Source organism: Pseudomonas fluorescens, assembly GCF_004683905.1.
Lineage (GTDB): Bacteria > Pseudomonadota > Gammaproteobacteria > Pseudomonadales > Pseudomonadaceae > Aquipseudomonas > Aquipseudomonas putida_A.
Window position 1 is genome coordinate 3,807,679 of the sequence record NZ_CP038438.1, and the last position, 14,474, is coordinate 3,822,152.

14 protein-coding genes and 1 pseudogene are annotated in these 14,474 nt (G+C 61.1%); 8 read left to right on the forward strand and 7 right to left on the reverse strand.

All coding sequences use genetic code 11. From position 1 onward, the window contains the following. The first annotated feature begins 180 nt into the window (after window positions 1-180). The 3 genes and pseudogenes from E4T63_RS17425 to E4T63_RS17435 form a co-directional block, all read left to right on the forward strand. Window positions 181-1,227, forward strand: a complete 1,047-nt coding sequence (locus E4T63_RS17425) for a class I SAM-dependent methyltransferase (RefSeq protein ID WP_098964523.1) — start codon at window positions 181-183, stop codon at window positions 1,225-1,227. Between the two features lie 152 nt (window positions 1,228-1,379). Next, the gene (locus E4T63_RS17430) at window positions 1,380-2,222 is read left to right on the forward strand and encodes an NAD-dependent protein deacetylase (protein ID WP_027611655.1); all 843 of its coding nucleotides are present in this window, start codon (window positions 1,380-1,382) and stop codon (window positions 2,220-2,222) included. 22 nt (window positions 2,223-2,244) lie between these two features. Next, window positions 2,245-2,736, forward strand: a pseudogene (locus E4T63_RS17435) (Sir2 family NAD-dependent protein deacetylase); the annotation flags it as partial. A gap of 51 nt (window positions 2,737-2,787) precedes the next feature. Here E4T63_RS17435 and E4T63_RS17440 read toward each other — a convergent pair. Together E4T63_RS17440 and E4T63_RS17450 are read right to left on the reverse strand one after the other, a co-directional pair. Beyond that, entirely contained in the window at window positions 2,788-3,723 is a 936-nt protein-coding gene (locus E4T63_RS17440; RefSeq protein ID WP_135295914.1) for an IS110 family transposase, read from the reverse strand. A gap of 287 nt (window positions 3,724-4,010) precedes the next feature. Further along, complete coding sequence (locus E4T63_RS17450) at window positions 4,011-4,886, reverse strand: LysR family transcriptional regulator (protein WP_096796496.1); 876 nt, start codon at window positions 4,884-4,886, stop codon at window positions 4,011-4,013. A gap of 150 nt (window positions 4,887-5,036) precedes the next feature. On the opposite strand from E4T63_RS17450, the gene E4T63_RS17455 reads away from it, so the two are divergent. From E4T63_RS17455 to E4T63_RS17465, 3 genes are read left to right on the forward strand one after another with little or no spacing between them, the layout of a single operon-like run. Further along, a complete protein-coding gene (locus E4T63_RS17455) occupies window positions 5,037-5,735 on the forward strand; it encodes a CoA transferase subunit A (RefSeq protein WP_098964529.1) in 699 nt (232 codons plus the stop codon). A 24-nt stretch (window positions 5,736-5,759) separates the two neighbouring features. Continuing rightward, complete coding sequence (locus tag E4T63_RS17460; protein WP_027611653.1) at window positions 5,760-6,425, forward strand: CoA transferase subunit B; 666 nt, start codon at window positions 5,760-5,762, stop codon at window positions 6,423-6,425. Between the two features lie 11 nt (window positions 6,426-6,436). Beyond that, on the forward strand, window positions 6,437-7,618 hold the full coding sequence (locus tag E4T63_RS17465; protein WP_135296134.1) for an acetyl-CoA C-acetyltransferase: 1,182 nt from the start codon (window positions 6,437-6,439) through the stop codon (window positions 7,616-7,618). A gap of 195 nt (window positions 7,619-7,813) precedes the next feature. Here the strand turns inward: E4T63_RS17465 and E4T63_RS17470 are convergent, their stop codons facing one another. Together E4T63_RS17470 and E4T63_RS17475 are read right to left on the reverse strand one after the other, a co-directional pair. Continuing rightward, entirely contained in the window at window positions 7,814-9,082 is a 1,269-nt protein-coding gene (locus E4T63_RS17470) for an Nramp family divalent metal transporter (RefSeq protein ID WP_245223466.1), read from the reverse strand. A gap of 122 nt (window positions 9,083-9,204) precedes the next feature. Further along, window positions 9,205-9,741, reverse strand: coding sequence for a chalcone isomerase family protein (locus tag E4T63_RS17475; RefSeq protein WP_135296136.1), 537 nt, complete (start codon window positions 9,739-9,741; stop codon window positions 9,205-9,207). A gap of 131 nt (window positions 9,742-9,872) precedes the next feature. Here E4T63_RS17475 and E4T63_RS17480 point away from each other — a divergent pair, with 131 nt between their 5' ends. Both E4T63_RS17480 and E4T63_RS17485 read left to right on the forward strand, forming a co-directional pair. Next, complete coding sequence (locus tag E4T63_RS17480; protein WP_135296137.1) at window positions 9,873-10,655, forward strand: hypothetical protein; 783 nt, start codon at window positions 9,873-9,875, stop codon at window positions 10,653-10,655. A gap of 85 nt (window positions 10,656-10,740) precedes the next feature. Beyond that, window positions 10,741-11,307 carry a hypothetical protein gene (locus tag E4T63_RS17485; protein ID WP_086792572.1) on the forward strand — a complete coding sequence of 189 codons (567 nt, stop codon included), beginning with the start codon at window positions 10,741-10,743 and terminating at the stop codon, window positions 11,305-11,307. A 3-nt stretch (window positions 11,308-11,310) separates the two neighbouring features. On the opposite strand, the gene E4T63_RS17490 is transcribed toward E4T63_RS17485, so the two are convergent. The 3 genes from E4T63_RS17490 to E4T63_RS17505 form a co-directional block, all read right to left on the reverse strand. Continuing rightward, a complete protein-coding gene (locus E4T63_RS17490) occupies window positions 11,311-12,027 on the reverse strand; it encodes an alpha/beta hydrolase (RefSeq protein ID WP_135296138.1) in 717 nt (238 codons plus the stop codon). Window positions 12,028-12,197: 170 nt separating this feature from the next. Then, window positions 12,198-13,310 (reverse strand): M14 family metallopeptidase, encoded by a 1,113-nt coding sequence (locus E4T63_RS17495; protein ID WP_115989444.1) that lies wholly within the window; start codon window positions 13,308-13,310, stop codon window positions 12,198-12,200. Between the two features lie 199 nt (window positions 13,311-13,509). After that, a complete protein-coding gene (locus tag E4T63_RS17505; protein WP_135296139.1) occupies window positions 13,510-14,289 on the reverse strand; it encodes an ABC transporter substrate-binding protein in 780 nt (259 codons plus the stop codon). Window positions 14,290-14,474 lie beyond the last annotated feature (185 nt).

Here is a 14,474-nt window from a genome sequence, read left to right on the forward strand (position 1 = left end):
GCATGGAGCACAAACACTGCATCTTGCCCCAGCCCGGCTAGACTGATTCATTACCCAGTCGAGGGGGATTGCAGGACGACGTCAGCTGTGCCCTGCCCACTTCTGTGACCACCGCCCAGCGGCCCATGCCTCGACAACGTTTTGCCACCGGACGGTGATCCTGTATCAGGAGCACTCGTGATGGACGAAACACGACTCAACGCCTTCATGGGCAAACTGGTCAACGACATGGGCGGCGCCGCGATGCTGGCGAACGTCATCGTTGGCGAAGAACTCGGGCTGTACCGGGCGATGGCCGACAGTCAGCCGGTCACCCCGCAAGCCCTCGCCGAAAAAACCACCTGCAACCCGCGTCTGGTACGCGAATGGCTCAGCGCGCATGTCGCGTCCGGCTATATGGAGCATCACGATGGCCAGTTTCGGTTGCCGGAAGAGCAGGCGCTGGCACTGGCCGTGGAAGACTCGCCGGTGTACGTCGCCGGCGGACTCGGTGTGGTGGCCTCGTTTTTCCACGACAAGGACAAACTGGTCAAAGCCATGCGCGGCAATGGCGCCCTGCCCTGGGGCGATCACCATCCGTGCATGTTCAGCGGCACCGAACGCTTCTTTCGCCCCGGCTACAAAGGTCACTTGATCGCTGAATGGCTGCCGGCGCTGGACGGCGTGGTCGCCAAACTCGAAGCAGGCGCCAAAGTCGCCGACATCGGCTGCGGCCACGGCGCCTCGACGGTGATCATGGCCCAGGCGTTTCCCAACTCGCGCTTCGTCGGTTTCGATTATCACGCGCCGTCGATCACGGTTGCCACGCAGCGCGCCGAAGAAGGCGGCGTCAGCAGCCGGGCAAAATTCTTCCAGAACACCGCCAAAAGCTACCCCGGCGACGACTACGACCTGATCTGCTATTTCGACTGTCTGCACGACATGGGCGACCCGGTCGGCGCCGCACGGCATGCGTTCGAATCATTGAAGAAGGACGGCACGGTGCTGCTGGTCGAGCCGTTTGCCAACGACGCGCTGGACGACAACATCAACCCGGTCGGACGCCTGTTTTACGCGGCCTCGACCTTTATCTGCACGCCGAATTCGCTGTCCCAGGAAGTTGGCCTGGGGCTGGGTGCGCAGGCCGGTGAAATGCGCTTGCGCAAGGTGTTTACCGAGGCCGGGTTCAAGCATTTTCGCCGGGCGACGCAGACGCCGTTCAATCTGATTCTGGAGGCGCGCAAATAAATCACCGCTATCACCTGTGGCTAGGGAGCTTGCTCCCGTCGGATTGCAAAGCAAGCCCAAAACAGGCCTGCTGCGCAGTCCAGCGGGAGCAAGCTCCCTCGCCACACGGTTAATGCTAACCTGCGGGCATCGTCCTCCCCGGAGTGCTGACCATGCTCGACAGCCCGACCCGCGAACACCTCGACACCCTGCACCAGGCCATGGCCGATGGCGGCTTTGTGGTGCTGACCGGCGCGGGCATCAGCACGCCGTCGGGCATCCCGGATTACCGCGACAGTGAGGGTGTACGCCGGGGCCGGCAGCCGATGATGTATCAGGAATTTCTCGCCGCTCCGGAATCCCGTCGCCGCTACTGGGCGCGGGCCATGCTTGGCTGGCCGCGGGTGCGTCAGGCGCGGCCCAATGCCGCGCATCAGGCGCTGGCCGATTTGCAGCGCCGGGGTCTGATCAGCGCCTTGATCACGCAGAACGTCGACACCCTGCACGATCAGGCTGGAAGTCAGGACGTGATCGAACTGCATGGCAGCCTGCACCGGGTGTTGTGCCTGGATTGCGGCCAGCGCAGCGCGCGTGACGACATTCAGCAGCGGATGGTCGAGCAGAATCCGTATCTGGCCGGGGTCGACGCGGTGCAGGCGCCGGACGGCGATACCCTGCTCGATCCGGCCTTCGAAGCACGTTTTCAGACGCCACAATGCCCGTATTGCGCCGGTGAACGGATGAAGCCGGACGTGGTGTTTTTCGGTGAAAACGTGGCGCAGCCGACGGCGGCGCGGGCCATGGCAGCGGCAGAAAATGCCGCGGGATTGCTGGTGGTGGGTTCGTCGCTGATGGCCTATTCGGCGTTTCGTCTGTGCCGGGTGATTGCTGATCGGGGCAAGCCGTTGCTGGCGATCAATCTGGGCAAGACCCGCGCCGATGATCTGCTGGATCTGAAGATCGAGGCGTCATGCGAACAACTGCTGCCGTTGCTGGTGCAACGCTTGACTTCCTGACTCGCGAAATCCCCTGTAGGAGGACGTGATCGAACTGCATGGCAGCCTGCACCGGGTGTTGTGCCTGGATTGCGGCCAGCGCAGCGCGCGTGACGACATTCAGCAGCGGATGGTCGAGCAGAATCCGTATCTGGCCGGGGTCGACGCGGTGCAGGCGCCGGACGGCGATACCCTGCTCGATCCGGCCTTCGAAGCACGTTTTCAGACGCCACAATGCCCGTATTGCGCCGGTGAACGGATGAAGCCGGACGTGGTGTTTTTCGGTGAAAACGTGGCGCAGCCGACGGCGGCGCGGGCCATGGCAGCGGCAGAAAATGCCGCGGGATTGCTGGTGGTGGGTTCGTCGCTGATGGCCTATTCGGCGTTTCGTCTGTGCCGGGTGATTGCTGATCGGGGCAAGCCGTTGCTGGCGATCAATCTGGGCAAGACCCGCGCCGATGATCTGCTGGATCTGAAGATCGAGGCGTCATGCGAACAACTGCTGCCGTTGCTGGTGCAACGCTTGACTTCCTGACTCGCGAAATCCCCTGTAGGAGATTCTATGTTGCTCAGCAACCCTAGAATCTCAAACTGATCGGTATTCGCCCTGATTCTTCATCAGGGTGAATGCCACTCGGCAGAGCTTGCGAGCAAGAGCTACCAATGCCTGTGTTTTCGAGAAGCCTCTGGCCAGGTAAGACTCGTAAAAAGGCTTCCACTTGGTTGAGCGACACGCCGCCATTGCGGCGTTGTAGGCTAGTCGACGGATCTCCGGATCTCCTTTTTTGCTCAGGAACCTCGGGCCGTTCTTTTTCCCCGAATCGTCCACCGTCAGATCCATACCCAAAAACGCGATGAACGCGTCGCTGTTGGCAAAGTCACCGCGCATATAGGTCGTTGCCAACCCCGTTGCAGTCAGCTCTCCCACGCCCTCGATTGCTTTGCAGCGGCCAATATTGTCATCAATACCGGCCTCTTTGCTGACTTTGCGCAGCAGGTTTTGAATGACCTTGTCGGATCGCTCGAATGCCTTTTGCTGAGCCGTACGTTCTTTCTTCAGCAAGGGTTCGTCGGCCCAGCTCAACATCAGACCCGTATGGTTCTGAATCAGCGTCGCGCGTCTGTGCAGCAAGCTTTTCAGTACGGTGTAGGCTTTAGGAGGCGGGTTCCAAAGCCGCAGTTTGCTTTGTTCATTCGTCAGATAGCGTGCGAGCACGCGTGCATCGCAGGGATCATTTTTGGCTCGCTGACCGACACCGCGACGATAGTGGCTGACTCGATAAGCATCCACCACATAGACCTGATGTCCCATCGCATGAGCCAGATCAACAGTCTCCAAATGGTAGATATTGGTGGCTTCGACAGCGATAGCGCTTTGCGCGGGCAGAGTTTTGAGCCAACGTTTGAGGGCGGCACGATCATTCTTGACCGCTTCAATGGTTTCCAGGTCGGCGCGATAGACAACGATTTCGGCCTTGGCGATATCGATACCAACAACCGTCTGCGAAGTAAGGATTGTCATGACGAATCCTCGGAGCTAGGGTTTAAGAGCTTGTTGGGGTCTACCGTTGCGCTGGCTTGTCTCTGTCGTCGGTTTACCGATGAATTCCTTATTGGCGCTTTGGGTAGAAGGGGCGGGACGAGAAGTCTCCCACGGTCTGTACTGGTCAGAGTCAGAATCGAGTCTGTAGTCCCGCCCACCCCTTCAAGTCTAAACATACAAGCGAGCCTGCTCGCGATAGCGTCCTTTCAGCCAAGACTTTCCTCGACTGATACCCCGCCTTCGCGAGCAAGCCCGCTCCCACAGGATCAATGTTCGGCTTTGAGAATATCGAACAGTGCCTGCGCCGCTGCCGACAGCTCATTGCCCGGCTCCGTCAGCACACCAATCGCCCGCTCCACTGAATCATTCAACGTCAGGCAATGCGCGCCCAGTTCGAGCATCTGCTCGGCGCACAACGCCGGCACCGCACTCACCCCCAATCCGCTAGCGACCATGCGCCCGACGGTTGCCAGTTGATGACTCTCGAATTCCACCGGCAGTTTCATGCCCCGGGCCTGCAAGTGCTCTTCGAGCATCACCCGCACCGTCGACGGCCGTTGCAGGGTGATGAACGGTTCCTGCAGCAGGGTCTGCCAGTCGATCTCTGTGCGCCCGGCCAGCGCGGAATCCTGCGGCACCACTGCGACGAAGCGATCGATGTACAGCGGGGTGAACGTCAGCGAGGTGTTCTGCATCGGCTCGAACGCCACGCCCAGCTCCACCTGCCGGTCGCGGACCATTTCCAGCACTTGCTCGTTGATCACGTCGTTGACCGTGACGTTGACGTTCGGATAGCGCGCGCGAAAGGTCTTGAGGATCGGCGGCAGCAGGTTGCCGGCAAACGACGGCATGGCCGCCAGCGTCACCCGCCCGCGTTGCAGGCTGAAGCGCTGGCGCATTTCGTCTTCGGCGTTGTCCCAGTCGGCAATCAGGCGCCGGGCCAGCGGCAGCAGCGATTCGCCCTCGGCGGTCAGCGCCACATTGCGCGTGTTGCGGCTGAACAGCCGCCCGCCCAGCCCCTCTTCCAGCGCCTTGATGGTCAGGCTCAGAGCCGATTGCGACAGGTGCAAGCGCTCACAGGCCACGGCGAAGCTCAGGCTCTGAGCCACGGCGAGAAAGGCGCGGATCTGTTTGATGGTCATGAGCGCTATGCTTCCGTATCTGCAATCAGTCAATTGTTTAACTTTATCAATCAATCAACCTTAAAAATCAACTTAACAAATATATCTCTCAGCGAGACACTCCAGTCATTCGGCTAGCCAGCCGCCCGACAAACAATAAAAGAGGTGCATATGGCAGGTTTCGACAAGCGCGTGAGTTCCTACGAGGAAGCTCTGGCCGGTCTTGAAGACGGCATGACCGTGATCGCCGGCGGCTTCGGCCTGTGCGGCATCCCGGAAAACCTGATCGCCGAGATCAAGCGCAAGGGCACCCGCGACCTCACCGTGGTTTCCAATAACTGTGGCGTCGACGGTTTCGGCCTCGGTGTGCTGCTGACCGACCGCCAGATCAGCAAGGTGATTGCCTCCTACGTCGGCGAAAACAAACTGTTCGAAGAGCAACTGCTCAAGGGCGACATCGAAGTCATCCTGACCCCGCAAGGCACCCTCGCCGAGAAAATGCGCGCAGGCGGCGCCGGCATCCCGGCCTTCTTCACCGCCACCGGCGTCGGCACCCCGGTCGCCGAAGGCAAGGAAGTGCGCGAATTCAACGGGCGCAAGTACCTGATGGAAGAGTCCATCACCGGCGACTTCGCCATCGTCAAAGGCTGGAAAGCCGACCATTTCGGTAACGTCGTCTACCGTCACACCGCGCAGAACTTCAACCCGCTGGCGGCCACCGCCGGCAAGATCACCGTGGTCGAAGTCGAAGAAATCGTCGAGCCCGGCGAGCTGGATCCGTCGCAGATCCATACCCCCGGCATCTACGTCGACCGGGTCATTTGCGGCACGTTCGAAAAGCGCATCGAACAGCGCACCATCCGCAAATAATTCAGGCTGACGGAGAATAAAAACATGGCACTTACCCGCGAACAAATGGCTCAGCGCGTCGCCCGCGAAATGCAGGACGGCTACTACGTGAACCTCGGCATCGGCATTCCGACCCTGGTCGCCAACTACATTCCCGACGGCATGGAAGTCATGCTGCAATCGGAAAACGGCCTGCTCGGCATGGGCCCGTTTCCGACGGAAGACACCATTGATGCCGACATGATCAACGCCGGCAAACAGACCGTGACCGCGCGCATCGGCGCATCGATTTTCAACTCCGCCGAATCCTTCGCGATGATCCGCGGCGGGCATGTCGACCTGACCGTACTCGGCGCGTTCGAAGTCGACGTCGAAGGCAACATCGCCTCGTGGATGATTCCCGGCAAACTGGTCAAGGGCATGGGCGGCGCGATGGATCTGGTGGCCGGTGCCGACAACATCATCGTGATCATGACCCACGCCTCCAAGGACGGTGAGTCCAAACTGTTGGCCAGGTGCAGCCTGCCGCTGACCGGCGCCGGCTGCATCAAGCGCGTACTGACCGACCTCGCCTATCTGGAAATCGAAAATGGCGCTTTTGTCCTCAAGGAACGCGCACCTGGCGTCAGCGTCGAGGAAATCGTCGCCAAAACCGCTGGTAAACTGATCGTCCCGGATCACGTACCGGAAATGCAGTTCGCTGCCCAGTGAGGAATTCGAAAATGCAAGACGTCGTAATTGTTGCCGCCACCCGCACCGCGATCGGCAGTTTCCAGGGTTCGCTGGCCTCGGTGTCCGCCGTTGATCTGGGCGCTGCGGTGATTCGCCAGTTGCTCGAGCAGACCGGCCTGGACGGTGCACAGGTCGATGAAGTGATCATGGGCCAAGTGCTGACGGCCGGCGCCGGCCAGAACCCGGCGCGTCAGGCCGCGATCAAGGCCGGCCTGCCCCACGCCGTGCCGGCCATGACCCTGAACAAGGTTTGCGGCTCGGGACTGAAAGCCCTGCACCTGGGCGCACAAGCGATCCGTTGCGGCGATGCCGAGGTGATCATCGCCGGCGGTCAGGAGAACATGAGCCTGTCCAACTATGTGATGCCGGGCGCACGCACCGGCCTGCGCATGGGTCACGCGCAAATCGTCGACACCATGATCAGCGATGGCCTGTGGGATGCGTTCAACGATTACCACATGGGCATCACTGCCGAGAATCTGGTCGATAAATATGAGATCAGCCGCGAACAGCAGGACGCCTTCGCCGCCGCCTCGCAGAGCAAAGCCGCTGCGGCCATTGAGGCCGGACGCTTTGTCGATGAGATCACCCCGATCCTGATCCCGCAGCGCAAAGGTGACCCGGTCGCGTTCAAGGTCGACGAACAACCACGTGGCGACACCACCGCCGAATCGCTGGCGAAACTGCGTCCGGCGTTCAAGAAGGACGGCAGTGTCACCGCCGGCAACGCTTCGTCGCTGAACGATGGCGCCGCCGCAGTCATCCTGATGAGCGCCGAGAAAGCCAACGCCCTGGGCCTGCCGGTACTGGCAAAAATCGCCGCGTATGCCAACGCCGGTGTTGACCCGGCGATCATGGGCATCGGCCCGGTCTCGGCCACCCGTCGCTGCCTGGACAAGGCGGGCTGGAACATCGGCCAACTGGACCTGATCGAGGCCAACGAAGCTTTCGCTGCGCAATCGCTGGCAGTGGCCAAGGATCTGCAATGGGATCTGGACAAGGTCAACGTCAACGGCGGCGCCATCGCCCTCGGTCACCCGATCGGTGCGTCGGGCTGCCGCGTGCTGGTGACCCTGCTGCACGAAATGATCAAGCGTGATGCGAAAAAAGGTCTGGCGACCCTGTGCATCGGCGGCGGTCAGGGTGTGGCGCTGGCGCTGGAACGCGGTTAACCCAAAGGAGCAATACAGGCGGCGGACGGATCCACGACATCCGCTCGCTGTCTGGTTTCACCGCTTTTGTGGCGAGGGGATTTATCCCCGATGGGATGCGCAGCAGCCCCAGAATTTTTCGCCTCGACACACATCTTTGCCAGCGCTTCGCACTGGATCGGGGATAAATCCCCTCGCCACAGGGTGCTTTGAAAGTCACACCACCATCTGCAGAATCAACCAGGCATTCGCGCCACTGATCACCACAAACAATCCCCACGCCAGCACCCGGGTCGGCAGCCGGTTCACAAACGGCCCCATCAGTTGCTTGTCGCTGGTCATGCGAATCAGCGGGTACAGCGCAAACGGCAGCTGCAGGCTCAACACCACCTGACTCAGCACCAGCAACTTGCCCACCGCGTTATCCCCCATCAGCCACACGCCGATGAACGCCGGGATCAGCGCCAGCCCACGGGTGATCAAACGCCGCTGCCAGCAGGGAATCCGCAGGTTCAGATAACCCTCCATGATCACCTGTCCGGCGATGGTCCCGGTGAACGTCGAGCTCTGCCCCGACGCCAGCAACGCCACGCCGAACAACACACTGGCCAGTGCGCCGCCGACCAGCGGGTCGAGCAGGTGGTAGGCGTCCTGAATGTCGACCACGTCGGTATGCCCGGACTGGTGAAACGCAGCCGCCGCCAGAATCAGGATCGCCGCGTTGACCAGCAGCGCCAGCGCCAGCGAGCCGATAGTGTCGATGCGCGCCAGGTTGACCGCGTCCTGCTTGCTGGCCAGGTCCTTGCCGATCATCCGCGTCTGCACGATCGAACTGTGCAGGTAGAGGTTATGCGGCATCACCGTCGCGCCGAGAATACCGATCGCCAGATACAGCGGTGCGGCATCGCTGATCGCCGAGAGCGACGGTTTGAAACCGGCGAACACATCCGGCCAGTAGGGTTTGATCAGCACCAGTTCAACGAAGAAACACACGCCGATGGTCGCCACCAGCACCAGCATGATCGCCTCCAGCCGACGGAAGCCACGGTTCTGCAAGGCCAGCACCAGCAGCGTGTCGAAGGCGGTCAGGGCAATGCCGAAGGTCAGCGAACAGCCAAGCAACAAGTGAAACGCCAGGGCGCAGCCGAGCACTTCGGCCAGATCAGTGGCGATGATCGAGATTTCCGCCAGCACCCATTGCAGGCGCGCGGTCGGGGTGCTGTAGCGCTCGCGGGACAATTGCGCCAGATCGCGACCGGTGGCGATGCCCAGACGCGAGCACAGGCACTGCACGACCATTCCCGCCAGACTTGCGAGCAACACCACGAACAGCAGGCTGTAACCAAAACGCGAACCGGCCTCGATGGCGGTCGCCCAGTTGCCCGGGTCCATGTAGCCGATCGACACCAGCAAGCCAGGCCCGGCAAAACGCAGCACGCGTTTGAAGAACGAAGCGCTCGGATCCACCGCGACGCTGCCGGCCACTTCCGGCGGGCAGAACGGCGCGGTGGCGATTTTGGGTAAGCTGAATTTCACGCACACATCCAGAAACAAGTTCGAAAGACGCAGCTTAGAGGTTTCAGTCAGCGCCTTGAAGAACAAAAACTCTATCGGCTCATGCCCAACAGTTGCTCACGCAGTTCGGGATTGCGCGTACGCGGATCCAGCCAGATATCGAAAAATGCCCGGGCAAATTGCGGATCATCGATTTCATGCTGCAACTGCTGACCGACAAAAAACCGCGCACCCTGCCCCGGCAGATACACGCCCGTGATCCGCGTGCCGGCCTGCACATCGACGAACGATTGCTGCATTTGTCCTTGCCACCTGGCCAGTTGCGCGGGACTGACGCCCGCGCCAGCCAGGCGTTTGATTTCATCGACGCTGGCCTGCACCAGATCATCGCGGGAGATCTTGCGCCGATAGATCAGCTCCAGAGCGAAGGGCTGTTCGGTGGACAACGGGCGTGCCGCGCTCCACAACCGGGCGTTGTAGACGTCGAAGCCGAACACACTGAAATCACCGGTGCCGATGATTTGCGCGCCGGGCACGGCGTCCTGCCAATTGGCCCAGGTCGGCGTGAGTAACAGCGCCCACAAGCCAATGCCACAGCACCCACGCAGCAACTTCGATGGTTTGCACATCGCGGCATCGACTCCGTTAAACCCTGATCTTCAGAGCATAGCGGATATCACTCACAGACTTTGTATACAAAAATTGTCGATCAATGCAGCAATCGGTTACCTTGGCCGTTCCATCCCCGGAGGCCTCCCGCGTGCTGATCCTCAAATTACTGCTGATCCCCGCTTTTCTGCTGCTGATTTCTCTCGCCGGCAAGCGCTGGGGACCAAGCGTCGCCGGTTGGCTGTCGGGGTTGCCGGTGGTGGTCGGGCCGATTCTGTTTTTCCTCGCCATCGAACAAGGGCCGCAGTTTGCTGCGCAATCGGCGGTGGCGGCGCTGTCGGCGATGTTCGCCATGATCGCCTTCTGCATTACCTACGCGCAGGTGGCACAGCGGGCGAACTGGCCGTTGGCGCTGACGATTTCCCTGACGGTGTGGGCGGTGCTGGCGCTAATGTTGTCGCTGATTCCGTCGTCACTGACGTTCTCGGTCGCTGCGGCGGCGATTGCCCTGCTCGCCGCGCCGTACCTGTTTCCCGACGTGCAGCCGGTGCTGAACGGCCCGGCACCGAAGTCGGACAAACTGCTCTGGCGGATGATTGCCGGCGCGGCGCTGACGCTGCTGGTGACCATGCTCGCGAGTACTGTGGGCGAGCGCTGGAGCGGCTTGCTCGCGGTGTTCCCGGTGCTCGGCAGTGTAATGGCGGTGTTTTCTCAGCAGACTCGTGGCCCGGCGTTTACCGCGGCATTGCTGCGGGCGACGGCGACCGGCATGTACTCGTTCTCGGCATTTTGCCTGGTGACGGCGCTGGCCCTGCCGAGTCTCGGCCTCAGCGGATTCATCGCCGGTGTCGCGGTGTCGGTGGCGATGCTCGGGGTCACCCGCAAGTTGCTGGCCCGACCGACTCCCGCCAAAAGCCCACAACCTCAAGGCTGAGGCAGCCTGACAAACCGCGCTGGAATGCCAGGCATGCTCCGTGGGATCATCGCCGCCCTGGCGCGACCATCCCTCGGAGATTCACATGTCATTGCTCAGCAAGAAAGCCGTCGTCCTGTTGCTGGCGGCGGTCGCCGGCCTCGGCGCCCTCAACGCCCAGGCAGCCAAGCCCAAGGAAAAGGCCTCGACCAACAACGTGTCGATGCTCGACGGCAAGTTCACCTTCGTCCTGCCCAAAGGCTTCACCGCCGACCCGCTGCCGGCCGGGCCAACCGGTGCCAAGGGCACGATGTACACCAATCAGGCGACCAAGACCGTGGTCATCGCCGCGGAAAACCAGATCGCCGGCGGCGCCAGCGTCAAGGACAACGACAACGAATTTCTCGATGGCAGCCTGGCGAGTTTCATCGATGACCAGCGCAAGGCCCTGCCGGACTTCAACAAGCTCAGCGAAAAAAGCCTGACCCAGAAAAGCAGCGGCCTCGGCGTGCGTCAGGTCGACAGCACCGCCACTCAGGGCGGCGGCCAGACCCTCAATACCACCCTGCTCGCCGCCTCCGGCAAGCGCATGGCGCTGGTTCAGGTGATTTCCCGGGCTAGCGACAAGAGCGGTCACGATGCGCTGGTGAAAACCATCCTCAAGGACAAGTGATCCTTACGGATTGAGCTGCTGCAGCCAGGCGTTCAAGTCCCGCAGCTCGGCAGAACTGATGCTGTGGCCGACACCGGGATAAGCGTGAAACTCGGGTTTGTAGGCAAGTTTTTGCAGCAGCGCATTGGCTTCGGTGCCGTCGCGGTACGGCACCCGATCATCGGCGGTGCCGTGGCCGATGAAGATGTGCAGCGGCAACGGTGGCTGCTCGGTCCTTAGCTCAGTTTTCAACACCGGCAACAGGCGTCCGCTCAACGCTGCAATGCCGCCGACCGCCACGGGCGGACGCAGGCCCACCTCGTAGCTCATCATCGCGCCCTGGCTGAAGCCGATCAGGTACACCTTGTCCGGGCTGGCGTGATATTTCTTCGCCGCCTGGGCGACAAACTCCCGCAGTTTCTGACCGCTGGCCTTCAGATCATCGGTCTCACCGTTGTAGGCCCCTTCGCCTTTCTTGCGAAACCACTGGAAACGCCCTTCGCCCAACGCCAGCGGCGCCTGCACCGAAAGGTAGTTGTACTGCGCCGGCAGCTGAAATTTCATGCCTATCAGATCGGCTTCGTTACTGCCGTAACCGTGCAGAAAAATCACCAGCGGCCGGGTGTTCGCGTCTGGGTGGACCTGTTCGATGTATTTCAGTGGCAAGTCGCTTTGCAGCGTGGTTTGCGCGTGGACGGCGCTGGACGCCAGCAGGGTTAACAGGGCAAACGCCTTCAACATAGAGCCTTCCTTCACAGAGTGTCGGGTTCGTCGGTGAGCCTAACACTCTCTGAAGATTGTGGTGCTGGCGAGACCGCTATCGCGAGCAGGCTCACTCCTACAGGGACAACGCATGCCAAATGTAGGAGTGAGCCTGCTCGCGATGAGGCCGGAAAATCCAAGGAAATCTGTCAGTCGTTGATCAGCTTGCCCACCCGAATCGGCTCACGCCCCGCCACCTTGGCCTGCCAGATCCCCGGCTGGGTGTAGCGCCCACGATCAATCGCAAACAGCACGCCGCTGGTGCCGGCGCGGACGGTGGTGAGGCGGTCATTCAACGGATCCACCACTTCGAACAGCGCATCGCCCTGCTCGACCCACTCCCCGGCATTGCGCAGGAAACTGACCACGCCATGGTGCGGCGCGAACAGGTATTCGGTGCCTTCGAACGGCATGCCTTCGCAGCATTCGCTCGGCGCCGCCGGCCATTCGCCGCTGATGAAACCCTGCTCGGCGAGAAAGCCGAGAATCGCTTCACAATTGGCCTGCGCCTGATCGACCCGCGTGTCGCCCATGCTGCCCAGTTCAAGGGTGGTGGCGAGGTTCGCCGGGGGAATCGCCGCACTCGGAAACGCTCGGGCCAGACGCAGCCACGGCGATGAGCACGACTCATCGAACGAACTGCCACCGGAGTCTTCGCACAACAAGGCCACGCCGGCCTTCAGTCGCGCCGCCAGCGATTGCCAGCGCGGCCAGTGTTGCGGCAATGCGTAAATGTGAATCGCCGCGTCGAAATCGCAATGCAGATCGAGGGTGATGTCGGCGTCGCAGGCATGGCGCAGCAGCAAGCGGTGCAGCGCTTCCAGTTGCGAGGCCGGGGCTGGCAACTCATCGAGCACCTGGCCCATGGTCTGGCGGATCAGCGCGATGTTGGCCTCGGCGTCGCTGCCCAGTTGCTCACCGATTCGCGCCGCCACCGGCGCACTGAGTTCAACAAACGCGCGGTTGAAATTCTTCCCGCTGCCCAACTCGAAGCGCCCCATGTGGCTGCCTTGCAGATGCTGGTCGAGGCCAATCGGGTTGGCCACCGGTACCAGCTCGATCACGCCTTGCAGACGGCCCTGCTGTTCCAGCGCGTTGAGGCGTTGCTTGAGTTCCCACGCGGTGCGCATCCCCGGCAGTTCGTCGGCGTGCAGGCTGGCCTGGATGTAGACCTTGCGGCTGCCCGCGCCGTAACGGAAGACGCTGAGGGAACGTTCGCTGCCCAGATGGCTCCAGGGCAGGACATGGTCGATGCGTTGCATGGGAAAACTCCTGAATGGCTGGATCACGCAGATCCCCTGTAGGAGTGAGCCTGCTCGCGATAGCGGTGTGTCAGGCACTAAAGCGGCTGAATGTTAAACCGCTATCGCGAGCAGGCTCACTCCTACAGGGTTCTCCTATGAATCAGAGCACAAAAAAAGTGGCCACCGCGCAAACGGGACCACTTTTTTCTACAGCGTATTAATGACCGTACACGTCAAAGTCGAAGTACTTGTCCTGGACTTTCTTGTACTCGCCATTGGCGCGGATTTCGGTGATGGCCTTGTTGAATTTCTCGGCCAGCTCGGTATCGCCCTTGCGTACGGCAATCCCGGCACCGCCGCCGAAGTACTTGGCGTCTTCGTAAGTCGGGCCGACGAATTCGAAACCTTTGCCGGCGTCGGTCTTCAGGAAACCGTCGCTGAGGTTGACCGAGTCGGCCAGCATCGCGTCAAGACGACCAGATTTCATATCCAGGTTGGCTTCCTGTTGCGAGCCATAGCGCACCACTTCAAACCCGGCGTCCTTGGCCATGTCGGTGGCATAGCGGTCGTGGGTACTGGCGCGCAGCACGCCGACTTTCTTGCCCTTGAGCTCGGTCAGCGGGTCTTTGACACCGGAGCCTTCCTTCATCACGAAGCGCGCCGGGGTGTGGTAGTACTTGATGGTGAAATCGACGTTTTTCTTGCGGTCGTCAGTGATGGTCATCGAGGACAGGATCGCGTCGATCTTCTTCACTTTGAGTGCCGGGATCAGGCCGTCGAACTCCTGCTCGACCCACACGCATTTGACGTCCATCTGTTTGCACAGGGCATCGCCGATCTCGACGTCGAACCCGGTGAGTTGGCCATCAGCGGTTTTCATCGAGAATGGCGGGTAAGCGGCTTCGATCCCCAGACGAATCGGTTTGGCGTCTTCGGCCACAGCGGTCAGGGACAACATCGACAGTGCCAGGGCACCGAACATCACTAGCTTCTTCATTTATTACTCCTGTGTGCGGAGGCTTTTATTGGCAGCTTTCGATTGGCGTTCGGTCATGGCCATTGAGCAGCAAAAACCGACGTGGCCGGCAGTCTATGGCGGCGCGCACAGGGCAAATTGTGTTTAGGCGACAAATACTTACAGAAAATCGGCGCACGCGTTGACCGGGATCAACGGTGCGCCGA

Excerpts from the sequence above, each read along its gene's own strand:
- E4T63_RS17505 (WP_135296139.1), bottom strand. The coding sequence starts at position 14,289 with ATGAAGAAGCTAGTGATGTTCGGTGCCCTGGCACTGTCGATGTTGTCC.
- E4T63_RS17495 (WP_115989444.1), bottom strand. The coding sequence starts at position 13,310 with ATGCAACGCATCGACCATGTCCTGCCCTGGAGCCATCTGGGCAGCGAA.
- E4T63_RS17475 (WP_135296136.1), bottom strand. The coding sequence starts at position 9,741 with ATGTGCAAACCATCGAAGTTGCTGCGTGGGTGCTGTGGCATTGGCTTG.
- E4T63_RS17440 (WP_135295914.1), bottom strand. The coding sequence starts at position 3,723 with ATGACAATCCTTACTTCGCAGACGGTTGTTGGTATCGATATCGCCAAG.
- E4T63_RS17450 (WP_096796496.1), bottom strand. The coding sequence starts at position 4,886 with ATGACCATCAAACAGATCCGCGCCTTTCTCGCCGTGGCTCAGAGCCTG.
- E4T63_RS17425 (WP_098964523.1), top strand. The coding sequence starts at position 181 with ATGGACGAAACACGACTCAACGCCTTCATGGGCAAACTGGTCAACGAC.
- E4T63_RS17460 (WP_027611653.1), top strand. The coding sequence starts at position 5,760 with ATGGCACTTACCCGCGAACAAATGGCTCAGCGCGTCGCCCGCGAAATG.
- E4T63_RS17455 (WP_098964529.1), top strand. The coding sequence starts at position 5,037 with ATGGCAGGTTTCGACAAGCGCGTGAGTTCCTACGAGGAAGCTCTGGCC.
- E4T63_RS17490 (WP_135296138.1), bottom strand. The coding sequence starts at position 12,027 with ATGTTGAAGGCGTTTGCCCTGTTAACCCTGCTGGCGTCCAGCGCCGTC.
- E4T63_RS17430 (WP_027611655.1), top strand. The coding sequence starts at position 1,380 with ATGCTCGACAGCCCGACCCGCGAACACCTCGACACCCTGCACCAGGCC.
- E4T63_RS17465 (WP_135296134.1), top strand. The coding sequence starts at position 6,437 with ATGCAAGACGTCGTAATTGTTGCCGCCACCCGCACCGCGATCGGCAGT.
- E4T63_RS17485 (WP_086792572.1), top strand. The coding sequence starts at position 10,741 with ATGTCATTGCTCAGCAAGAAAGCCGTCGTCCTGTTGCTGGCGGCGGTC.